The 18,350-nt window shown below is 40.3% G+C and carries 17 protein-coding genes and 2 other annotated features; of the genes, 2 read left to right on the forward strand and 15 right to left on the reverse strand.

The window, feature by feature from the left end:
- Positions 1–4 precede the first annotated feature (4 nt).
- From ACPBEH_RS02135 to ezrA, 14 genes are all read right to left on the reverse strand, one after another.
- The gene (locus ACPBEH_RS02135) at positions 5–646 is read right to left on the reverse strand and encodes an amino acid ABC transporter permease (protein WP_011374561.1); all 642 of its coding nucleotides are present in this window, start codon (positions 644–646) and stop codon (positions 5–7) included.
- 189 nt (positions 647–835) lie between these two features.
- Positions 836–1,059: a binding site (T-box leader), on the reverse strand.
- 39 nt (positions 1,060–1,098) lie between these two features.
- Entirely contained in the window at positions 1,099–1,893 is a 795-nt protein-coding gene (minD, locus tag ACPBEH_RS02140) for a septum site-determining protein MinD (RefSeq protein WP_016265029.1), read from the reverse strand.
- Position 1,894: 1 nt separating this feature from the next.
- On the reverse strand, positions 1,895–2,566 hold the full coding sequence (locus tag ACPBEH_RS02145) for a septum site-determining protein MinC (RefSeq protein WP_424349546.1): 672 nt from the start codon (positions 2,564–2,566) through the stop codon (positions 1,895–1,897).
- 16 nt (positions 2,567–2,582) lie between these two features.
- Positions 2,583–3,113: a rod shape-determining protein MreD gene (gene mreD / locus ACPBEH_RS02150; protein WP_424349547.1), complete on the reverse strand. Its 531-nt coding sequence runs from the start codon at positions 3,111–3,113 to the stop codon at positions 2,583–2,585.
- A gap of 1 nt (position 3,114) precedes the next feature.
- On the reverse strand, positions 3,115–3,975 hold the full coding sequence (gene mreC / locus ACPBEH_RS02155; protein ID WP_424349548.1) for a rod shape-determining protein MreC: 861 nt from the start codon (positions 3,973–3,975) through the stop codon (positions 3,115–3,117).
- A gap of 157 nt (positions 3,976–4,132) precedes the next feature.
- On the reverse strand, positions 4,133–5,137 hold the full coding sequence (locus tag ACPBEH_RS02160; RefSeq protein ID WP_011374556.1) for a rod shape-determining protein: 1,005 nt from the start codon (positions 5,135–5,137) through the stop codon (positions 4,133–4,135).
- 163 nt (positions 5,138–5,300) lie between these two features.
- Positions 5,301–5,975: a RadC family protein gene (gene radC, locus ACPBEH_RS02165; protein WP_424349549.1), complete on the reverse strand. Its 675-nt coding sequence runs from the start codon at positions 5,973–5,975 to the stop codon at positions 5,301–5,303.
- A gap of 73 nt (positions 5,976–6,048) precedes the next feature.
- Positions 6,049–6,699 carry an HAD family hydrolase gene (locus ACPBEH_RS02170; RefSeq protein WP_258525135.1) on the reverse strand — a complete coding sequence of 217 codons (651 nt, stop codon included), beginning with the start codon at positions 6,697–6,699 and terminating at the stop codon, positions 6,049–6,051.
- A gap of 1 nt (position 6,700) precedes the next feature.
- Complete coding sequence (locus tag ACPBEH_RS02175) at positions 6,701–8,005, reverse strand: bifunctional folylpolyglutamate synthase/dihydrofolate synthase (RefSeq protein WP_424349550.1); 1,305 nt, start codon at positions 8,003–8,005, stop codon at positions 6,701–6,703.
- Between the two features lie 121 nt (positions 8,006–8,126).
- Entirely contained in the window at positions 8,127–10,775 is a 2,649-nt protein-coding gene (locus ACPBEH_RS02180; protein ID WP_016265024.1) for a valine--tRNA ligase, read from the reverse strand.
- Positions 10,776–10,831: 56 nt separating this feature from the next.
- Positions 10,832–11,049, reverse strand: a binding site (T-box leader).
- A gap of 45 nt (positions 11,050–11,094) precedes the next feature.
- A complete protein-coding gene (locus ACPBEH_RS02185) occupies positions 11,095–11,721 on the reverse strand; it encodes a redox-sensing transcriptional repressor Rex (protein WP_424349551.1) in 627 nt (208 codons plus the stop codon).
- Between the two features lie 126 nt (positions 11,722–11,847).
- The gene (gene thiI / locus ACPBEH_RS02190) at positions 11,848–13,065 is read right to left on the reverse strand and encodes a tRNA uracil 4-sulfurtransferase ThiI (protein ID WP_016265022.1); all 1,218 of its coding nucleotides are present in this window, start codon (positions 13,063–13,065) and stop codon (positions 11,848–11,850) included.
- Between the two features lie 24 nt (positions 13,066–13,089).
- Entirely contained in the window at positions 13,090–14,238 is a 1,149-nt protein-coding gene (locus ACPBEH_RS02195; RefSeq protein ID WP_424349552.1) for a cysteine desulfurase family protein, read from the reverse strand.
- Positions 14,239–14,396: 158 nt separating this feature from the next.
- Entirely contained in the window at positions 14,397–16,109 is a 1,713-nt protein-coding gene (gene ezrA, locus ACPBEH_RS02200) for a septation ring formation regulator EzrA (protein WP_424349553.1), read from the reverse strand.
- Between the two features lie 372 nt (positions 16,110–16,481).
- Here ezrA and rpsD point away from each other — a divergent pair, with 372 nt between their 5' ends.
- Positions 16,482–17,087 carry a 30S ribosomal protein S4 gene (gene rpsD / locus ACPBEH_RS02205; RefSeq protein ID WP_011374547.1) on the forward strand — a complete coding sequence of 202 codons (606 nt, stop codon included), beginning with the start codon at positions 16,482–16,484 and terminating at the stop codon, positions 17,085–17,087.
- Between the two features lie 95 nt (positions 17,088–17,182).
- Here the strand turns inward: rpsD and ACPBEH_RS02210 are convergent, their stop codons facing one another.
- The gene (locus ACPBEH_RS02210; protein WP_424349554.1) at positions 17,183–17,788 is read right to left on the reverse strand and encodes a DUF1054 domain-containing protein; all 606 of its coding nucleotides are present in this window, start codon (positions 17,786–17,788) and stop codon (positions 17,183–17,185) included.
- A 70-nt stretch (positions 17,789–17,858) separates the two neighbouring features.
- On the opposite strand from ACPBEH_RS02210, the gene ACPBEH_RS02215 reads away from it, so the two are divergent.
- Complete coding sequence (locus tag ACPBEH_RS02215; protein WP_424349555.1) at positions 17,859–18,302, forward strand: YueI family protein; 444 nt, start codon at positions 17,859–17,861, stop codon at positions 18,300–18,302.
- The last annotated feature ends 48 nt before the right edge of the window (positions 18,303–18,350 follow it).

An 18,350-nucleotide genomic window follows, 5' to 3' on the forward strand; every position in this document is an offset into this window, starting at 1 on the left:
CCTCCTAACGGTAATAACGATAATATTGTTCTAAACGGCCCAATAACCACGTACAAATAGCGGTTAATGCGAGGTAGATGACACCTACTAACAGCAACGGCACTAAATTGACATCGCGCGCACTAGCAACGTTCCCTGCCCGTAATAAATCGCCAATGCCAATCACATAAACTAATGATGAATCTTTGATCAAATTAATCACCTCATTACCGACAGATGGTAAAACAATTTTAACCGTTTGGGGTACGATAATTTTTAAAATGGTTTGGGGATAGGTTAATCCTAAAACTGATGCGGCTTCAATTTGACCATCATCAACCGCTTGAAAGCCCCCTCTGAAGATTTCAGCGAAGTAAGCAGCGTAATTCAAGATAAATGCAATTAATGCGGCGTCGAAACGATTAAAGACAATCCCAATCACCGGTAAGCCGTAAAAGACAAAAATTAATTGTAATAGCAATGGCGTTCCCCGCATTAACCAAACATATAGGTTAAGTAAATAATGCAGTGGTTTAAATTTAGATAATAAACCAAGGCTCAATAATAACCCCAGTGGTATGGCACCAATCACAGTTAAACTAAAAATGGCTAACGTCATTTTAGCGCCACTCAAAAGCGCTGGTAAAATCGATAAACTATATTGCATGATAAAATCTCCCTTATATAAACATATCCTTCAAAGTATTTTAGCTAAACGTTGCCACAAAAAAAGCCCTCTTCACGTTTACACGTCAAGAGGGCGATCAATCGCGGTTCCACCTCATATTTTTGTTTACTTCACAGCAAACAACTCTACTAGTTTTAGACCAATAAAAAAAGTCCCCTCGGATTACTCCAAGAGGACGAATATTATCGCGGTTCCACCTCAGTTTAATAAACAACTCACATTGCTTAAACTTATGTAGTTTCTAAAACTACAGCGATAACGGGCTAACGGATTATCCTACTTCGTTCAGATAATCAACTCACGGATGTGCCACTAGTTTTGAAGGGCTGATTTACACCATACCTCAGCTCTCTGTGCCTTAAAAACTAATTTGGTCCGTTCAACGTTTTAAGTATTGACATTATTCTAGTGATTCTCACTTGAAAAGTCAACTATTTTTTACCAAAAAGTCGACCCCAAAAACCGATTTTCTTTTCTTTAAGCGTCATTAATGGCACTGTTTCTCCTAGTAAACGCCGCGCAATATTACGATACCCTTGGCTAGCCGAGTTCTTAGGATCTAAGACAATCGGTTCACCGGCATTGGATGTTTTGATAACAGCATCGTCATCGAAAACAATCCCCAATAATGATACCGAAAGATGTTTCGTAATTTCATCGACATCCATTGTTTCACCATCGTTCATCATGTGGCGACGAATTCGGTTAATAACTAAACGTGGTGCGATTTGCATTTCAGTTTCTTCAAGCAAACCAACAACCCGATCAGCATCGCTCACTGATGAAATTTCAGGTGTTGCGACTACAATCGCACCATCTGCGCCGGCAATTGCGTTCTTAAAGCCTGATTCAATCCCGGCTGGGCAATCAATGATGACAAAATCAAATTCTTCTTTTAAAGCCGTCACAATTGCTGTCACGTCTTCTGGCACGAGTGCTTCTTTATCCGTGTTTTGTGCAGCTGGTAATAAATAGAGTTTTTCATCAAACCGTTTGTCTTTAATCAACGCTTGATGTAATTTGGCACGGCCTTTGGCAACATCCACGATATCATAGATGATTCGATTGCTTAATCCCAATACAACGTCTAAATTTCTTAAACCGATATCTAAATCAAGCAAACAAACTTTTTTATCCAAAAGCGCAAGCGCCGTTCCAATATTAGCGCTCGAAGTTGTTTTACCAACACCGCCTTTACCGGATGTGATGACCAAAGCTGTTCCCATTTTATTGCTCCTCCATTTTACGATATAATTTAGGATTAATTTGTTTCAAATCCGTTATCTCACCATAATCGATGACATGTAAATCGTTAATATAGCTGATACTTTGTGAATTAAAGGGCGTCTTCTTTGGATCGATAATTTCAACCGCATCTGCAATTCTAAGTTGGACAGCTTTCGTTAGGTTCCCAGCAACGATTGCATCTGCATTATCTGGAAAACCAGCATGCACAATCCCTGCGACTGACCCTAGAACAAAAATGCTCCCCGTGGCTTTAATGACAGCACCTTGGTGTAAATTACCAACAAATAAAACATCACCGACATAGTTAACTTCTTGTCCGCTCCGAATAACATTCGGTTCAACATGAATACTGTTTTCTTGCCGTTCGATTTGGGCTTGTTCAATCGTCATGACTGAAGATTGAATACTCATGATATCAAACTCAGGAAACGGTTCTAGTGTTTGATATAGCGCCTTTTTTTGTTGTTCACTCAATAAACGCATCCCTGTCGTTAATTCGAGCTCAATTTTATCGTTACCCAACTTGGGTTGTTCTGAGCGAATTTTACTCAATAATGCGACAATTGAATCCAATGCTTGATCAAAATCGGCACCAGCATCAATGTTTAATTCGAATCCTTCTTTGCGTCCTCTTAACGTGACTGCATCCATAAAAAAATCAAACCCCTCATCGTTCTGATTTTAATTTTAGCAATAATTTCTTTAAAGGCAAATACAAAAAGATAAAAAAGACTAAGTTTAATGCAATTGTCGGTGCTAAAACGTTACTAATGAAATCAATTGGTGTCATACTCGTTAAATTAACAAGCCGATTCATAATATAAATTGAGACCTCCAACAACGTTAAACAAATAACGTCGACTAACCCAATAAAAAATGGTGAATCTGGAATGTATTGTTTTAAGTAACGCACGATATAAATAATCAGTGGCAATACAAAAAGATACATGCCAATCATCCCCGTATAATATAAATCATACAAAAGACCAATCCCTATTGCGTACCATGATAAATTCGTTTCTTCCGGTAGAACAAACGCAACCATAATAAACATTAACATGAATAAGCGACTAATTAGGGTATGGTCTGGCGTATATAACCATTGCGACCCTAATGAACTAATCGCACCATCCAGGTAAAAAGCGACTAACAAGTAAATTGGGATTAAATAGCGATGTTTCAAGTGATATGTTCCCATATTACTCACCTTCAATCGAACGTTTGATAACCGTCACAACTGTTAAGTTATTCAAATCGGCAGCCGGTGTGACATAAACGGTTAATGCCAACCCATAGTCGTCTTTTTTAACTGAAGCCACCTTACCTAAGTAAAGCCCTTTAGGTGTTAAACCACCGAGGCCAGAAGTAACAACTTTATCGCCTTTAGCAATCGCTGTATCGGTTTTAATTTGACCTAATTTCAATTGTTTCTTATCTGAATTATAGCCCGTCATAATACCGTTAACTTGTTTACCATCTTTGGTATTAACCACTGCGGCAAAACCATTACTGTTACGACCAGTGCTTGAAACAAGTTCCACCTTAGCGTTAGTCTTATTAACTTCTGAAATCCGCCCGATAATACCTGATTCAGACATCACTGGCATGTTTTTCTTAAGCCCTGCTAAAGCACCTTTATTGATCACCAACGAATTTTGCCAATTATCCGGATTACGCGACAATACGGAAGCATTGAGCGTTGTATAATCCGTTAAGGTACCTGCCAAGTTCAATTCTTTTTTCAAGTTCTTATTTTCTTCTTTTAATGTTTGTGCTTGCACCTTAGTTTGCGCTAAATCATCTAACTGTGCTTTTAAGGCTTTGTTTTCTTGATAAGTATTAATTAAATCTGTCAATGCATCGACACCGTTACCAATCCCATTAGCAGGGACACTAACGACTTGGTTGGTAATCCCGGTCACATCGTTACCGAATTGCCGGATAAAACTTGGGCTCTTCTTGCTATTACGCAAGCCAACTGACATTGCGATAAAGCCCATGCAGACGATCAATGTCACCAATAAAATAATTAATTTTTTATTTGAAAAGAATTTTTGCATGGTTTATTCGCCACCATCCATCTTTAATATCGTAAATATGGGACAAAAACCGGTTATTAAGGACCTTGCGCGATTGATTCAAAAAAACCTGAATCAATCACTAATTTAGGCCTACTTAAACGCTAACCGCTCTTTGTCCCACTACTTTACGCTAATCTTAATTTTTTTTCATGACTTCGATATTCTTTAATGATTCACCGGTACCGACTGCAACACAATCCAATGGATCTTGCGCAATGAAAACAGGTACTTTAGTAGCATCAGAGATAACTTCTGGTAAGTGTTTCAATAAAGCACCACCACCAGTTAAAACAATCCCGTGATCAATCACATCCGCTGCAATTTCAGGAGATGTTTCTTCAAGGGTTTCTTTAATCGCATCGATAATCGCTGTCACAATTTCTTTAATTGCTTCAGCAATATCACTTGCTTTGATATCAACAGTTTTTGGTAGACCAGTGACTAAATCACGGCCACGAACACTCATTGATTCAACTTCTTTAGCACGTTCTGGTGATGCTGAAGCAATCGCTAACTTGATTTGTTCAGCTGTCCGTTCACCAATTAATAGGTTACTGTTTTGACGGATGTAAGAAATAATTGCGTCGTCAAACTTATCGCCAGCCATTCGAATTGAACGACTTGAGACAATCCCACCTAATGAAATGGTCGCAACGTCTGTTGTACCACCACCGATATCAACAACCATGCTACCAGTTGGATCCATCACAGGAAGGCCTGCACCAATTGCGGCTGCGAAAGGTTCTTCAATCACATAAGCATCACGCGCACCGGCAACTTTAGTGGCATCGATAACAGCACGTTTTTCAACTTCTGTGACACCGCTAGGTACACAAACCATTACAAATGGCTTGCTTGATGAATGGCCGATTGTTTTTTCGATAAAATATTTAAGCATTGCTGCAGTTGTATCGTAATCTGCAATAACGCCGTCTTTCATAGGACGAATCGCCACAATATTACCAGGTGTCCGGCCAATCATGTCGCGTGCTTCGGAACCGACAGCGATGACTTCACCTGTTTGTGTATTTTTGGCGACAACAGAGGGTTCTCTTAAGACAATGTCTTTCCCGTCCATATATACAAGTGTGTTTGCGGTACCTAAGTCGATACCAATATTTCTAGTCCCTAATCCGAACACTATTTTTCTCTCCTTCAATAACCAAACGTTTTTATAGTCATTGGCATTATATCATAATTTTTAATAATAAAAAACGCAATGTAGCTTCATGGTACCTGATTTTCAGGAGATTTTTCAAGTCTACCTTAAAATTAATAGATTCTTAACAAGATTCAAAATACTTTTAATCAACTAGATACCCTTCCTCACGTAGGCTTAGGTACTGCGAACTACCGATGATTAAATGATCCAAACAAGTAATTCCCATCAGTTGGCCACAATTAACAATTCTTTTTGTAAAGTTGATATCTTGCGTCGATGGTGCCAATTGACCACTCGGATGATTATGGACCAAGATAAACTTGGCTGCCGAATATTGAAGCGCCCATTTAAAGACTTCCCGTGGGTGCGCGACAGAGCTATTGAGTGTCCCCAAATAGAGTTGCTTAATCTGAATAATCTGATTTTTAACATCTAAATAGACCGCTAATAGCTGTTCTTGTGTCTCTCCTGCTAAGGATTCAATCATCCGTTGCCCCACCATCTGACTGGACGCCACCACACCAAAACGCAATGTGCGTTGATTTTGGATCCGCCGACTCAACTCACAAATCGCTTGGAGTTCAATTGCCTTAACCGGTCCTATACCATCAACTTGCCGTAACTGCGCCAAATCAGCTTGCTCGAGATCCTGAAAGTCGGGGTACCGTTGCAATAATCGTTGGGCAATAACTTCGACTGGTAAATGTTGAGTCCCCGAACGTAAAATCACGGTTGCTAATTGTTCATCACTTAGACTAGCCGCACCATACAGTGCCACTTGTTCTCTGGGTTGTAGTTTTGATTGACTCGTTAACATCGTCATAGCCTCCTGCAAAAGGCATTTTTAACCGCCTTTTTGATTCATTTAACTATACGTGTTAATTAGTTCTTTATTTTTCTAAAAACGGAATAACGGCTGCTAAATTATCAACCGTTGCCAATGTTTGTTGGTTAGTAATGGCAGTTGGCGCAATCAAATCTGGCACCATAATCACTGGAATGTCAGCCTTGCTAGCCGCTAAAATCCCATTTGGTGAATCTTCGAGTACTAAAGCGCTAGGGGCTGGAATGGCAAGTTTATCCAAAGCCTTTAAAAAGATTTCTGGATGAGGTTTACCGTGTGTCACTTCATCGCCCGAGACAATCTGGTTGAACCGTGGCTTTAACCCTGTGCTTTGCATGAAATCTTCGACCATTGTTCTAAAATTACTAGAAGCAATCACCCGGTTAATCCCGTGATTGTCACAGTAGTCCAATAATTCTACTAATCCGGGTTTAATCGCCACTCCTTGGTCTTGAATAATCTCATCAACTGTTTTATAAGATAAATCAATAAACTGCTTCACTAATTCTGGTGAGCCTAATTTCTGTAAGAAATATTGGCGTAAATAAGTATCCGTCGTCCCCAGAATGGCTTGATGGTCTTCTGCCGTCACCTCAAAGCCCATTTTTTGCGCCGCTAATTGGTTAGCTTGATAATAAACTTTTTCTGAATCGACTAATAAGCCGTCCATGTCAAAAATAATCCCTCTAGTTTGCATACTATGACACTCCTTTAAAATAACTACGAATGGTACTAATCAAGTACAACGAACCGGTCACCAATAAAACATCATCGGCCGATAAGTCACTAATCATTGTGGTTAATGCCACAGGCCAATCCGCTTCAAATGGAATTGCGTCATCAACCGCCGCATATTGCGCCTGAGTGGCAGCCCGCGGATTGTCCGGGACCGTCGTTAATACTAAGTGGGTTGCTAACTGATTAAGTTGGGGTAACATCCCAGCCAGTGATTTATCACCCAACGCCCCAAATAAGATATAAACATCTTGATGCTTAAATTGATGTTTTGCCGTTTTAACCAATTGTTCAACGCCGGCTGGATTATGCGCCCCATCCAAGATGATCAGCGGTTCATCATTTACTTTTTCAAACCGCCCCGGCCAACTCACGTGAGCCAAGCCCCGCTTAAGCGCCTTAATATCAAGCGGCTGCTGCGTCAACGTTAGATACTGACAAAAGGTTTCTAACGCTACTGCAGCATTTTCAATCTGATAATCGCCCATCAATGGTATTTGAAGTTGCTTAAGTGTCTCCGTTTGATTCTGAAAGTTTAACTGCTGCCCCCAAGTTGGTAAGACTTTAACCGCCGTTGTCGAAAAGTCGACCCCACTAATTGCTAGCGGACTTGCTAATTGTTTGGCCGTTTCAACAATCACCGTTTGCGCTTCTGCTGGTAATTTGCCAATCACTACCGGATGCTGTGCTTTGATAATGCCGGCTTTTTGGGTGGCAATGGCTGCCAGTGTATCGCCCAGCAATGCTTGATGATCTAACCCCACCGAAGTAATCACCGAAATCAATGGTGTTAGGACATTAGTAGAATCGTATAAGCCGCCAATCCCAACTTCAACGACCGCAATATCAACTGATTGTTGTTTGAAATAAGTGAACATAATTGCAGTAATTAATTCAAATTCCGTCACTTCAAAAGTGGCGTCTGCTTGTTGGACTGTTTCAATTGCCTGTTGAACGTGTTGCGTAACTGCGACCAGATCGTCATCCGCAATTGGTTGTTGGTCAATCGCAATGCGTTCATTGAAACGGGTAATAAATGGTGATGTGTAGCGACCAACTTTTAAACCCAATTCGACCAGCAAGCTACTGACCATATTGACTACTGAACCTTTCCCATTGGTGCCCGTCACATGAATAAACTGTTGTCCCTGATGTGGATTACCGAGTGCCGCTAATAACTGGGTCATTCGGTTTAAATTTGCTTCTTTATGTAATCTTGGCCGTGAATGAATATATGCCAAAGCTGTTTCGTAATCTGTCACCAACATTGCTCAATCCCCTTTAACATGCTCCTTCCATTTTAGCATAGATTGACCGCTAATCGGTTGCCAAAAACTGATGACATACAAAAACGCCACCTTAAAATAAGGTGGCGTTTTGAGATGTGCTTTAACGAGCTGCTTTTAGTTCTGCAAGCCGTTTTTCGACTGATTGATATTGTTGTTCATAATCAGCTTGTTTGTCACGTTCTTCTTGGACGACTTTTTCAGGGGCGCGGTCAGTAAAGCCTTTATTGGCTAACTTACCTTGTGCACGTTTGATTTCGCCGTTTAGACGTTTTAATTCGCCTTCTAAACGCGTAATTTCTTCGTCTAAGTCCAATAGTTCTGCCAATGGCACGTAAACTTCAGCACCACTGATAATGGCTGTCTTAGCTAATGCAGGGGCTGTTAGGCCTTCTGCAATTTCAAGTGACTTAGGATGAACGAAACGTTCGATAAAGTCTTGATTTTGCTTAAAAATAGCCATCAACGGTGTATCTTGGATGTTGATTAAGATATCGATTGGCTTACTTAATGGGGCATTTGCTTCTGAACGGATATTCCGAACACTTCTGATTAAGTCGATCAAGGCATTCATTTGAGTTGTTGCTTCTTGATCATCTAATTCAGCATGTACTTCAGGATAGCTAGCGGTCATGATTGATTCGCCAGTATGTGGCATACTTTGCCAGATTTCTTCCGTTACAAATGGCATTACTGGGTGTAATAGACGCAATGTTTGGTCCAATACATAAGCTAAGTTATAGCGTTTATTGGCAATTGCTTCTTGATCATCACCATAAAGCACTTCTTTAGCCATTTCAATATACCAGTCACAGAAATCATTCCAGATAAAGTTATACAATGTCCGACCAGCTTCACCAAATTCAAAGCCTTCGTATAAACGTGTGACGTCGGCAACTGTTTGGTTTAATTGACTCAAGATCCATTTATCCGTTAAATCGAGGTTAGCGGCTTCTGGAACCTTAGTTGGTGCCGGTGTATCTTCAAGATTCATGATAACGAAACGACTCGCGTTCCAAATCTTATTAATGAAGTTCCAGGCAGCATCCATCTTCGTATAACTGAAACGCACATCTTGACCAGGTGTTGAACCACTTGTTAAGAACCAACGCAATGCATCAGCACCGTATTTTTCAATGACTTCCATTGGGTCAATCCCGTTACCAAGTGATTTACTCATCTTACGGCCTTGTTCGTCACGGATTAAACCGTGAATGAGGACGTGTTCGAATGGGCGTTGTTCCGTAAATTCCAAGCTTTGGAAGATCATTCGTGACACCCAGAAGAAGATGATGTCATAACCAGTTACCAACGTATTTGTTGGGAAATAGCGTTTGAAATCAGGTGCTTCTGTATTAGGCCAACCCATTGTTGAAAATGGCCATAGTGCACTACTGAACCATGTATCTAAGACATCAGTATCTTGGGTCCAGTTTTCGATATCTTCTGGCGCTTCTTCGCCAACGTACATTTCGCCAGTTTGTTTATGATACCAAGCTGGGATTTGGTGACCCCACCATAATTGACGTGAAATAACCCAATCATGAACGTTTTCCATCCATTGTGTGAAGGTATTTTCGAATCGTTCTGGCACAAAGTTAACCTTTTGATCTGTTTCTTGATTCTTCAAAGCCATTTCAGCAAGTGGTTTCATCTTAACAAACCATTGAGTTGAAAGACGCGCTTCAACTTGAACACCTGTCCGTTCTGAATGACCAACACTATGCGTCATTGGATCGACTTTGATTAAGAAACCTTGTTCTTTTAAGTCGGCAACAATTGCTTTACGTGCTTCAAAACGATCCATGCCGTTATACTTACCGGCACTTTCGTTCATGCTTGCATCTTCATTCATCACGTTAATCCGTGGTAAGTCATGACGGTTACCAACTTCAAAATCGTTAGGGTCATGCGCTGGTGTAATCTTAAGCGCCCCTGTTCCAAAATCCTTATCAACATAGTGATCAGCGATAATTGGAATTTCACGATTCATTAATGGCAATGTGACTGTCTTGCCAACAAGATCAGCGTAACGTTCATCATCTGGGTGAACGGCAATTGCTGTATCACCAGGTAATGTTTCGGGACGCGTTGTGGCAATTTCAATGCTGCCAGAACCGTCTGTCAATGGATAACTGACATGATAGAAGGCTCCTTCATCATCTTGATGAAGCACTTCGATATCTGATAAAGCAGTCCGCGCTTTTGGATCCCAGTTGATGATGTATTCGCCACGATAGATCAGTCCTTTGTTGTATAAGTTAACAAAGACTTTACGAACAGCGTCTGATAAACCATCGTCTAATGTGAAACGTTCACGTGAATAATCAAGTGATAAGCCCATTTTAGCCCATTGATCATGAATTGTTGCGGCATATTCATCTTTCCATTCCCAAACTTGATCGATGAATTTTTCGCGGCCAAGGTCATAACGTGAAATCCCTTGTTCTGCTAATTTTGCTTCAACTTTGGCTTGTGTTGCGATGCCGGCGTGATCCATTCCTGGTAGCCATAACACATCGTAACCTTGCATCCGTTTTTGGCGAATTAACATATCTTGTAAAGTTGTATCCCAAGCATGGCCTAAATGTAGTTTACCTGTAACATTGGGCGGTGGAATAACAATTGAATATGGTTTTGCATCTGGATTGGCATTTGGTTTAAATAAATCTTCTTTTAACCAATCTTGATAACGACCGTCTTCGACTTGATTAGGATCGTATTTGGTTGACATTTCTTTGTGATCAGTCATCTGCTTCACTCCTTTTGAATATTGCGTTTAATGGCAAACAAAAAAAGCATTCCTCACAATAGGACGAATGCTTTTTCGCGGTACCACCTAAATTAGGACTAGACTAGTCCCCAACTCATGATTTGTTAACGAACGAAATTGTCCGGTTAGCCCTACTGAATTTCAGGTTAACAGCTCACAAGCTACCGATTAATTGGTCATCGGAAGACGTCTCAGCCATGCATCTTCTCTCTAAACTAGTCCAATATTAATCGCTCTTGTTCAACGCGTTGTTAATAGTTTAGCTGAGTCGACGCCAAAGGTCAATAGGCTAGGCCCTTCATTCCTCAAATAATAATAAAGTTTGCAGTTCCGCCGTTAAATCTAGATAACGCACATTGATATGCCGTGGCACTTGCAGACGCGTCGGTGCAAAATTCAAAATTGATGTAATCCCAGCATCAATCAATTGCTCGGCGGATCCTTGCGAGGCTTCACTAGGCACGGTCGAAATCGCCGTTGTGATGCCAGCAGCGGGAATAACGGTTACTAGTTGATCAATGGCATAAATTGGGACCCCATTTAAGGTCTGCCCGACTAATGCGGGGTTCGTATCAAAAGCACATGAAATCTGTAAGTTGTCGTTTCTTCTAAAGTTGTTTTCAATTAGGGCGCGGCCCAAGTTACCAACCCCGATAACGGCCATTTTAGTTAGAATATCGGCTTTTAAAACAGTTGAAAAAATTTGAATTAAGTGGCTCACTTCATAACCGTAACCGCTCCGGCCTAAGTCACCGATATAAGAAAAATCGCGGCGAATCGTCGCTGAAGGAATGGCTACCAATTTTGCCAATTGCTCCGATTTAATCCGCTCGATACCATCTGTTTCGAGTAGTTTAAAGTAACGATAATAAATTGGAATCCGTTTAGCAACTGCTTCTGGTAAATCATGCTTTGGCGTTCTCATTTTGCTAACCTCACTTTGTTAATCCTGATAAATTTATCATAACATAAGCGCTTTCATTTTTGTGAAATATTTCATATTCTTTAAAAACAAAAAAAGCCCAACCATTTCTGGTTGGACCGTTCGATGCTATAAAAGTTCGGCAATGATCTCTTCGTCTTGATTTAAGAATTGATCGCCTGCTTTGATTTCCGTTACCTTAACGCCGGCAAGTGATCGTTCGATTAAAGCGTCGACATCGATTCGTTGTTCGTAAAAACGTGTTTTATCCAAATTAGGACGCGTCTTTGGTGCTGGTGGTGCAAAAATCGTACAACAATCTTCAAATGGCATGATTGATAAATCATACGTATCGATATCTTTCGCGATTTCGATGATTTCATTCTTATCCATCGTTGCTACTGGGCGGACGATCGGCGTTGTTGTGACGTCGTTAATTGCCATCATGCTTTCAAGCGTTTGTGAAGCCACTTGGCCAACTGATTCGCCATTAAAAATCGCTAATCCTTGACGTTTAGCACGAATTTGATCCGTTAAACGCAGCATCATCCGTCGTTGAATCGTCATCAAGTAGCCTTCTGGTACAGAATGTTTCACTTCTTCTTGAATTTCAGTGAATGGGACTTCGATAAACTTAATCCCGCCAACGTATGGTACCAATTTAGCCGTTAATTCTTTCGCCTTATTTAAAGCATTATCACTTGTGTATGGTGGGCTAAAGAAGTGGACCATTTCAATATCCACGCCTCGTTTGAGCGTTAAGTAGCCTGCAACTGGCGAATCAATCCCACCAGATAACATCAACATCCCTTTACCGGCTGAACCAACTGGTAACCCACCGGCACCTTGGATCACTTGGTTTGTTAAATAAATCGCATCTTGGCGAATTTCAACGCGCAATGTGATATCTGGTTTTTTCATTTGAACTTCTAATTCTGGTAACTCGTCTGATAAGTAACCGCCCAATTCACGGTTCATATCATTGGTATCCAAGAAGAAGTTATGATCAGAACGACGCGTATTAACCTTGAAAGTCATACCGGGCTTGCCGATTTCTTTCATCATCGCTAAAGCTGTTTCTTTAACAGAATCTAAATCGCGATTAACTTCGATACTTGGTGAGAAGTTTTGAATCCCGAAAACGTGGCGTAAACGTTCGATAACACCCTCAGCATCGTCGCCATTTAAAATAATGTGCATCCGATCGCGTTTTGGATGAATTCTTAATTGCTTGTATTCGTGAAGTGCTTTGGTCACGTTACCGTTCAAACGACCGATAAAATCGTTACGGTTTTTACCCTTTGTTGAAAGTTCGCCGTAGCGAACCATAATTTCAGTGTATTGCATTAATATCTCCCTTAATGTTTAATTTTAAGAATTAATTTTCTTGAAACGGTGGTTAATTTGGTCAAAGGCTTTGATGAATTCGTCTGCTTCAGCTAACGTGTTATATTCATCCAATGAAATCCGAATGGCACTTGTTGCAATCTTTTCGTTAACGTGCATTGCTTTTAACGTACTTGATTCCATGCCCTTCTTAGAAGAACAAGCACTCGTCGTTGAAATATAGATTTCATGTTCTTCAAAAGCATGCACCGTCGTTTCACCTCGAACACCCTTGATTGCAAAACATAAGATATGCGGTGCAAAATCAGGTGTCAATTGTGAAAACATCACCGTTTTTTCAGCCTGGCTGACATGTTGGTAGATGCGTTCACGAATAGCTGCTTGTTTTTGAACCTTTTGTGCTTCATCGGTCAACAACAAACGAAGGGCCTTAGCCATGGCGGCAATTGCCGGAACGTTTTCGGTACCAGAACGCAAATCATGTTCTTGTCCCCCACCGGTTAATAGCGGTGCAAGATGACGGCCTCGTTTTTTGTATAAAATCCCGGTGCCACGTGGACCATGGAACTTATGCCCAGAAAGTGTCACAAAATCAACGCGGTCGTTAAAGATTTCTTTTTGGATGCCTTTACCGATGCCCTGAACCGCATCAACGTGGAAATGAATATTAGGATAATCTTTTAAGATTTCTGCCGCTGCCAATAATGGTTGGCACGTCCCAATTTCATTATTAACGGCCATGATTGACACCAAAATGGTATCGGAACGAATGGCCGCTTTTAAATCAGCCGGATTAATCCGCCCAAACTTATCAACTGGTAAGTAGGTTACTTCAAAACCTAATTTTTCGAGTTGTTGCATTGATTTGATGATGGCTGGATGCTCAACGGATGTTGTGATCAGATGCTTGCCAAAAGCGCTCTTTTCAATCGCAGTGCCCTTTAACACCCAGTTGTCACCTTCAGTCCCGCCACTGGTGAAGTAGATTTCATCTGATTGAACGTTCAATAAATCGGCAATTTGCTGCCGTGATTGTTCTAGTAGATGGAATGCTTTTTCGCCGACAACGTGTAAACTTGAGGGATTACCGTAAAACTGTTCGCTGACTACCTGGTAAGTTTGAAGCGCGCCGGGCGCTATCTTGGTAGTCGCACTATTATCAAAATAAATCATTATCGATCCTTCTTACTAAAAATTAGTATTTAAACTTTTTTAATTATAACAAATTCTTTTATAAAGACCAGTGTTCTATCTTACATTAAACACAAGAGTGGGCCAAAAGACAACACCTGATTAATATCAGCGCTATCTTTTAGCCCACTTTTTAAAGGTTATAATGCATCAGTTTGTTTTTGACTATAATAGTTCTTTTCAACCTGCGTATAAGCCCCTGGATCAATTCGTTCTAAAGCTGTTGCTAAAATGTCAACTGCTTTAGGATAATCAAACTCACGATTGAAGACCGCTTGCGCTTCTTCACAAGCCGTTTGAATCTCAGGGAAATCAATTCGGTAACGGTTAGCATATTGCAAGAGTTGTTCCGTAATCAACGCGCTATCGATTAAATTGTTAGTTTTAACTTTTAATTTATCTAAGTCATCTTGAACGAGCACCATTTGTTTAGCAATCTCATCTAAATTAATCTTAATCTGACTTAAGTCATGATCTAAACGTTTAATCTCATCCGTTACGACAAAGAAGAAATCAAGATAACTATCAGCAAGACCTGGTAAGTGTAATTTTTCAACCGTCCGTTTTAAGTTCCGCAATTCTAATTCGAATTGTTGTAGATTTTCGTTAGCAACGGCTTCACCTTGGTGTAACCCTGAAACTTGTTCATGAATATCCCTTTGTTGTGTTTCAATATCGGTCAAACGTTCATCAATGGCCATTAAATCATCCGCGATAACAGAATAAACAGCTTCATGATTGGCAATTTTACCTTGGTGTCCTTCAAGCATCGCCTTTTGCTCATTAATTTGCTTCGTTAATTTCTTAGCAGTGACTAACTCGTCATGCGTTAAAGCATAACTTTGGTTCAAATGATCAAGTTCTAATAATAATTCTCGATTTTGCGTTTGGGCATGTGACACGATCGTCTCAGTCTTACCAATATGTTCTTCCACTGTTTGGCGTGCGTTTAATTCAACCTCTAAACTCGCGTAGAGTTGATCGATATTTTGCGCAATTTCAACATTATTGGCTTCAACAGATTCGATATCAAGAGCTTCCATTAAATCTAAACTCTTATCAACGCGTTCCGTCACTTGTGTGAGCTGAACTTCCAATTGGTTATCACCAAAATTATAATGTTCACGCAACATCGCTTGATACGTTTCACTAATTTCATCAATTTGTTCAGGGAACTCATTGGCTAATTCACTATACCGCTTCGGAATACGTGCCATTTTATCTTCTAAATCATCAGTTTGTTCAATTAATTTTTGTAACATCATCTTGGCGCCCAAGTAATCACCGGCACTCGTTAATTCGTTAGCTTGGTTAAAGTCTTCTTCTAATTGACCTAAGATAGCTTCTAAGCCTTCTAGTCCAGGACCAAATGAAAAGCTCTTCGTCAATAGACGTTTACGCAGACCTTGATACTTGACCCGCAGCGTTTCAATTTGTTCATGCGTATCAGCTTGGTTTGCTAATAGTTGATCTAGCGCATCTTGAACATCAACCAAATCTTGGTCCGTTTCCTGTAAATAGGCACGCAATTGTTTTAAAATCCGTGCTACTAATAGGAACTGATATTTACTGTTAGCTGTTTCCGCATCAAATAAATAAGCTTCAATCGCTTCAAAATTGTGATTGGTAATGTCATTATATTGTTTTTCCCAACGATCAAAGTTTTGTTGGCTTTCACCCGTTAAACGCAGTGCGCGCAACTTCGTCAACTTTTCGGGAATCGGCAACGCCATTAAAGCACCCTTACGTTCTTCTAAACTCTTAATTTGTTTGGTGAAGTAACGCTGATAAAAAGCAACTCCTAAGTAGCCAATCAAAACGACGACTACGATTCCTATGAGAATGTAAAGCATTCAAAGACCCACCCTTTTGCGATTTAACTCAGATTTTTAAATAGTTAACCGATTTCTTTATTACAAACTAATCTTGATTATAGCATGAATAAGCCGTTGATACAGTACTATTTGCCGATAAATTGTATAAAAATTAAACCAAGCAACTATTAAAATAGCTTGCGTTGTCCAAATGAATAAGCTATACTAGCCATTGTGTAAAATAATGCAGCAGTAAACGGTAAAGCCGTCAACAGTTCATTTGCCCAGAGTTTTGGTTCAATTGCGTAACCTTGCGGCTGCAAAGGTGAAGATTGTTAATAAGTGAACTGAACGATTACTAAGTTTACATCGGATTATTTTACTCCAAAACAATTATTGGAGGATTTTTTTATGTCACGTTATACAGGTCCAAAGTGGAAACTTTCACGTCGTTTAGGAATTTCATTATCAGGTACAGGTAAAGAACTTGCCCGTCGCCCATACGCTCCTGGTCAACATGGTAACGACCGTCGCGGTAAGATTTCAGAATATGGTATGCAATTAAGCGAAAAGCAAAAACTACGTTTAATGTATGGTTTAACAGAACGCCAATTCAGAAACTTATTTGCTCGCGCTGGTAAGATTCGCGAAGGTAAACATGGTGTTAACTTGATGATCTTACTAGAACAACGTTTAGACAACATTGTTTATCGTTTAGGTTTAGCAAGCACTCGTGCACAAGCACGTCAATTAGTTAACCATGGTCACGTTACCGTTGATGGCAAACGTGTTGATATTCCTTCATACGAAGTAAAACCTGGTCAAGAAATTTCAATCCGTGAAAAATCTAAGAACCTTGTTATCATCAAAGACGCTATCGAAGGCACTGTTGGTCGTCCTTCATTCGTTGAATTTGACGCTGACAACTTAAAAGGTTCACTTGTTCGTTTACCAGAACGTTCAGAATTAGAACCAGAAATCGACGAAGCCTTAATCGTTGAATTCTACAACAGATAAGCAGTTATCTGTTCAATTAAAAGAGTCAGACTTCGGTCTGGCTCTTTTTTTGTCATCAAAAAAGGCGTTGCTAAAATTTAGCAGCGCCTTTTGGTTTATTTAGCATTTATTAATTCGTAAAGTGGGACCATTTTTAATAACGTCTTTTGAATATCGGCCATGAGTTCTTCTGGTTGATCAAATAAAGGATTGTCTTTCAGATAGACTTTTCCGAGGAGCCACTCCCCTTTTTTGGTCTTAGCAAACTTGTCTTGGATCAACTGTAAGTTATCCGGTGACATCGGAAATTTTTGTTTCGTCATGTGATCATAACTTAAATCATAATCAGTAAAATCACTTAAGAGTTTTTCTGATTGGCTCGCCAATAGTGGTGCATAATCCGTCTTATCTGGCATCTCAGCCATTAAGGCAAACCAAACGAAAATTCGGTCATCCCAAAAGCCGACTTCAAAGTGCGGCATCATCTTGTAACCACGCGAACTCTCGCTAAGCGCCATCCAAGTATTCATTGGTGGATTTTTGAAGCGGCGTAAATGTTTGGCAATATGCAGCGTAAATTCGCGTTTAGTGGCCACAGCCAATTCATTTTGTAATTGGGCCCCAAACACTTCAAATTTAGGATCAAGTTCCGTATAAATTTTATTCAAACGCCCCTTTAAAGTCGGGTCATCAAAAATTTCAAAATCAGCACGTGTAAACATCTTTTTCCTCCAACATGTTATACTTAGGTTTAGTTCTAATATAGCACAAATTAGAAATGAGGTGACCATTTTGTCAGAGAACGATCAATTGCAACAACATCTAGATAGTGCGATCCATGGCGCGCCCCAAACCAATCCTGATGAACGCCGTCGGTATTTAGGCTCTCTGCGTGAACGCGTCTTACTCAGCATCACCAACGCTGAATTAAGCCAACCTTCGATTCAAGCAACCTTCGAAAGCCACCTATCCGATTTCAAGGCTTACCATATCCTCTTGAATGGTAAAAATGACGCGGCCACTAATTATCTCGCGGCAATTACCAAATACCAAGTTGAATTTACTTTGGTCAATAACGAAACTGCGCAAACTGCCCCGGAAGCAATCGGCTTACTAGTCGTTGCCAAGGACGCGATTAATTGCGAAACTGTCGCAATTAGCGCTAAATATCCAGCAACAGCGCCTACACCGGAAAAGCCTAAAAAAGAAGGCCTCTTCGGTCGTCTATTCGATTAACCACTAAAAAAGCCGTTGGCAATGCCAACGGCTTTTTTGTATTTTTTT

Origin of the sequence: Latilactobacillus parasakei, assembly GCF_049674265.1 — a bacterium.
GTDB classification, from domain to species: domain Bacteria; phylum Bacillota; class Bacilli; order Lactobacillales; family Lactobacillaceae; genus Latilactobacillus; species Latilactobacillus sakei.

Coding starts and splice junctions, on each gene's coding strand:
- ACPBEH_RS02135 (WP_011374561.1), bottom strand. CDS start 646: ATGCAATATAGTTTATCGATTTTACCAGCGCTTTTGAGTGGCGCTAAA.
- minD (WP_016265029.1), bottom strand. CDS start 1,893: ATGGGAACAGCTTTGGTCATCACATCCGGTAAAGGCGGTGTTGGTAAA.
- ACPBEH_RS02145 (WP_424349546.1), bottom strand. CDS start 2,566: ATGGATGCAGTCACGTTAAGAGGACGCAAAGAAGGATTCGAATTAAAC.
- mreD (WP_424349547.1), bottom strand. CDS start 3,113: ATGGGAACATATCACTTGAAACATCGCTATTTAATCCCAATTTACTTG.
- mreC (WP_424349548.1), bottom strand. CDS start 3,975: ATGCAAAAATTCTTTTCAAATAAAAAATTAATTATTTTATTGGTGACA.
- radC (WP_424349549.1), bottom strand. CDS start 5,975: ATGTTAACGAGTCAATCAAAACTACAACCCAGAGAACAAGTGGCACTG.
- ACPBEH_RS02170 (WP_258525135.1), bottom strand. CDS start 6,699: ATGCAAACTAGAGGGATTATTTTTGACATGGACGGCTTATTAGTCGAT.
- ACPBEH_RS02175 (WP_424349550.1), bottom strand. CDS start 8,005: ATGTTGGTGACAGATTACGAAACAGCTTTGGCATATATTCATTCACGG.
- ACPBEH_RS02180 (WP_016265024.1), bottom strand. CDS start 10,775: ATGACTGATCACAAAGAAATGTCAACCAAATACGATCCTAATCAAGTC.
- ACPBEH_RS02185 (WP_424349551.1), bottom strand. CDS start 11,721: ATGAGAACGCCAAAGCATGATTTACCAGAAGCAGTTGCTAAACGGATT.
- thiI (WP_016265022.1), bottom strand. CDS start 13,065: ATGCAATACACTGAAATTATGGTTCGCTACGGCGAACTTTCAACAAAG.
- ACPBEH_RS02195 (WP_424349552.1), bottom strand. CDS start 14,238: ATGATTTATTTTGATAATAGTGCGACTACCAAGATAGCGCCCGGCGCG.
- ezrA (WP_424349553.1), bottom strand. CDS start 16,109: ATGCTTTACATTCTCATAGGAATCGTAGTCGTCGTTTTGATTGGCTAC.
- rpsD (WP_011374547.1), top strand. CDS start 16,482: ATGTCACGTTATACAGGTCCAAAGTGGAAACTTTCACGTCGTTTAGGA.
- ACPBEH_RS02210 (WP_424349554.1), bottom strand. CDS start 17,788: ATGTTTACACGTGCTGATTTTGAAATTTTTGATGACCCGACTTTAAAG.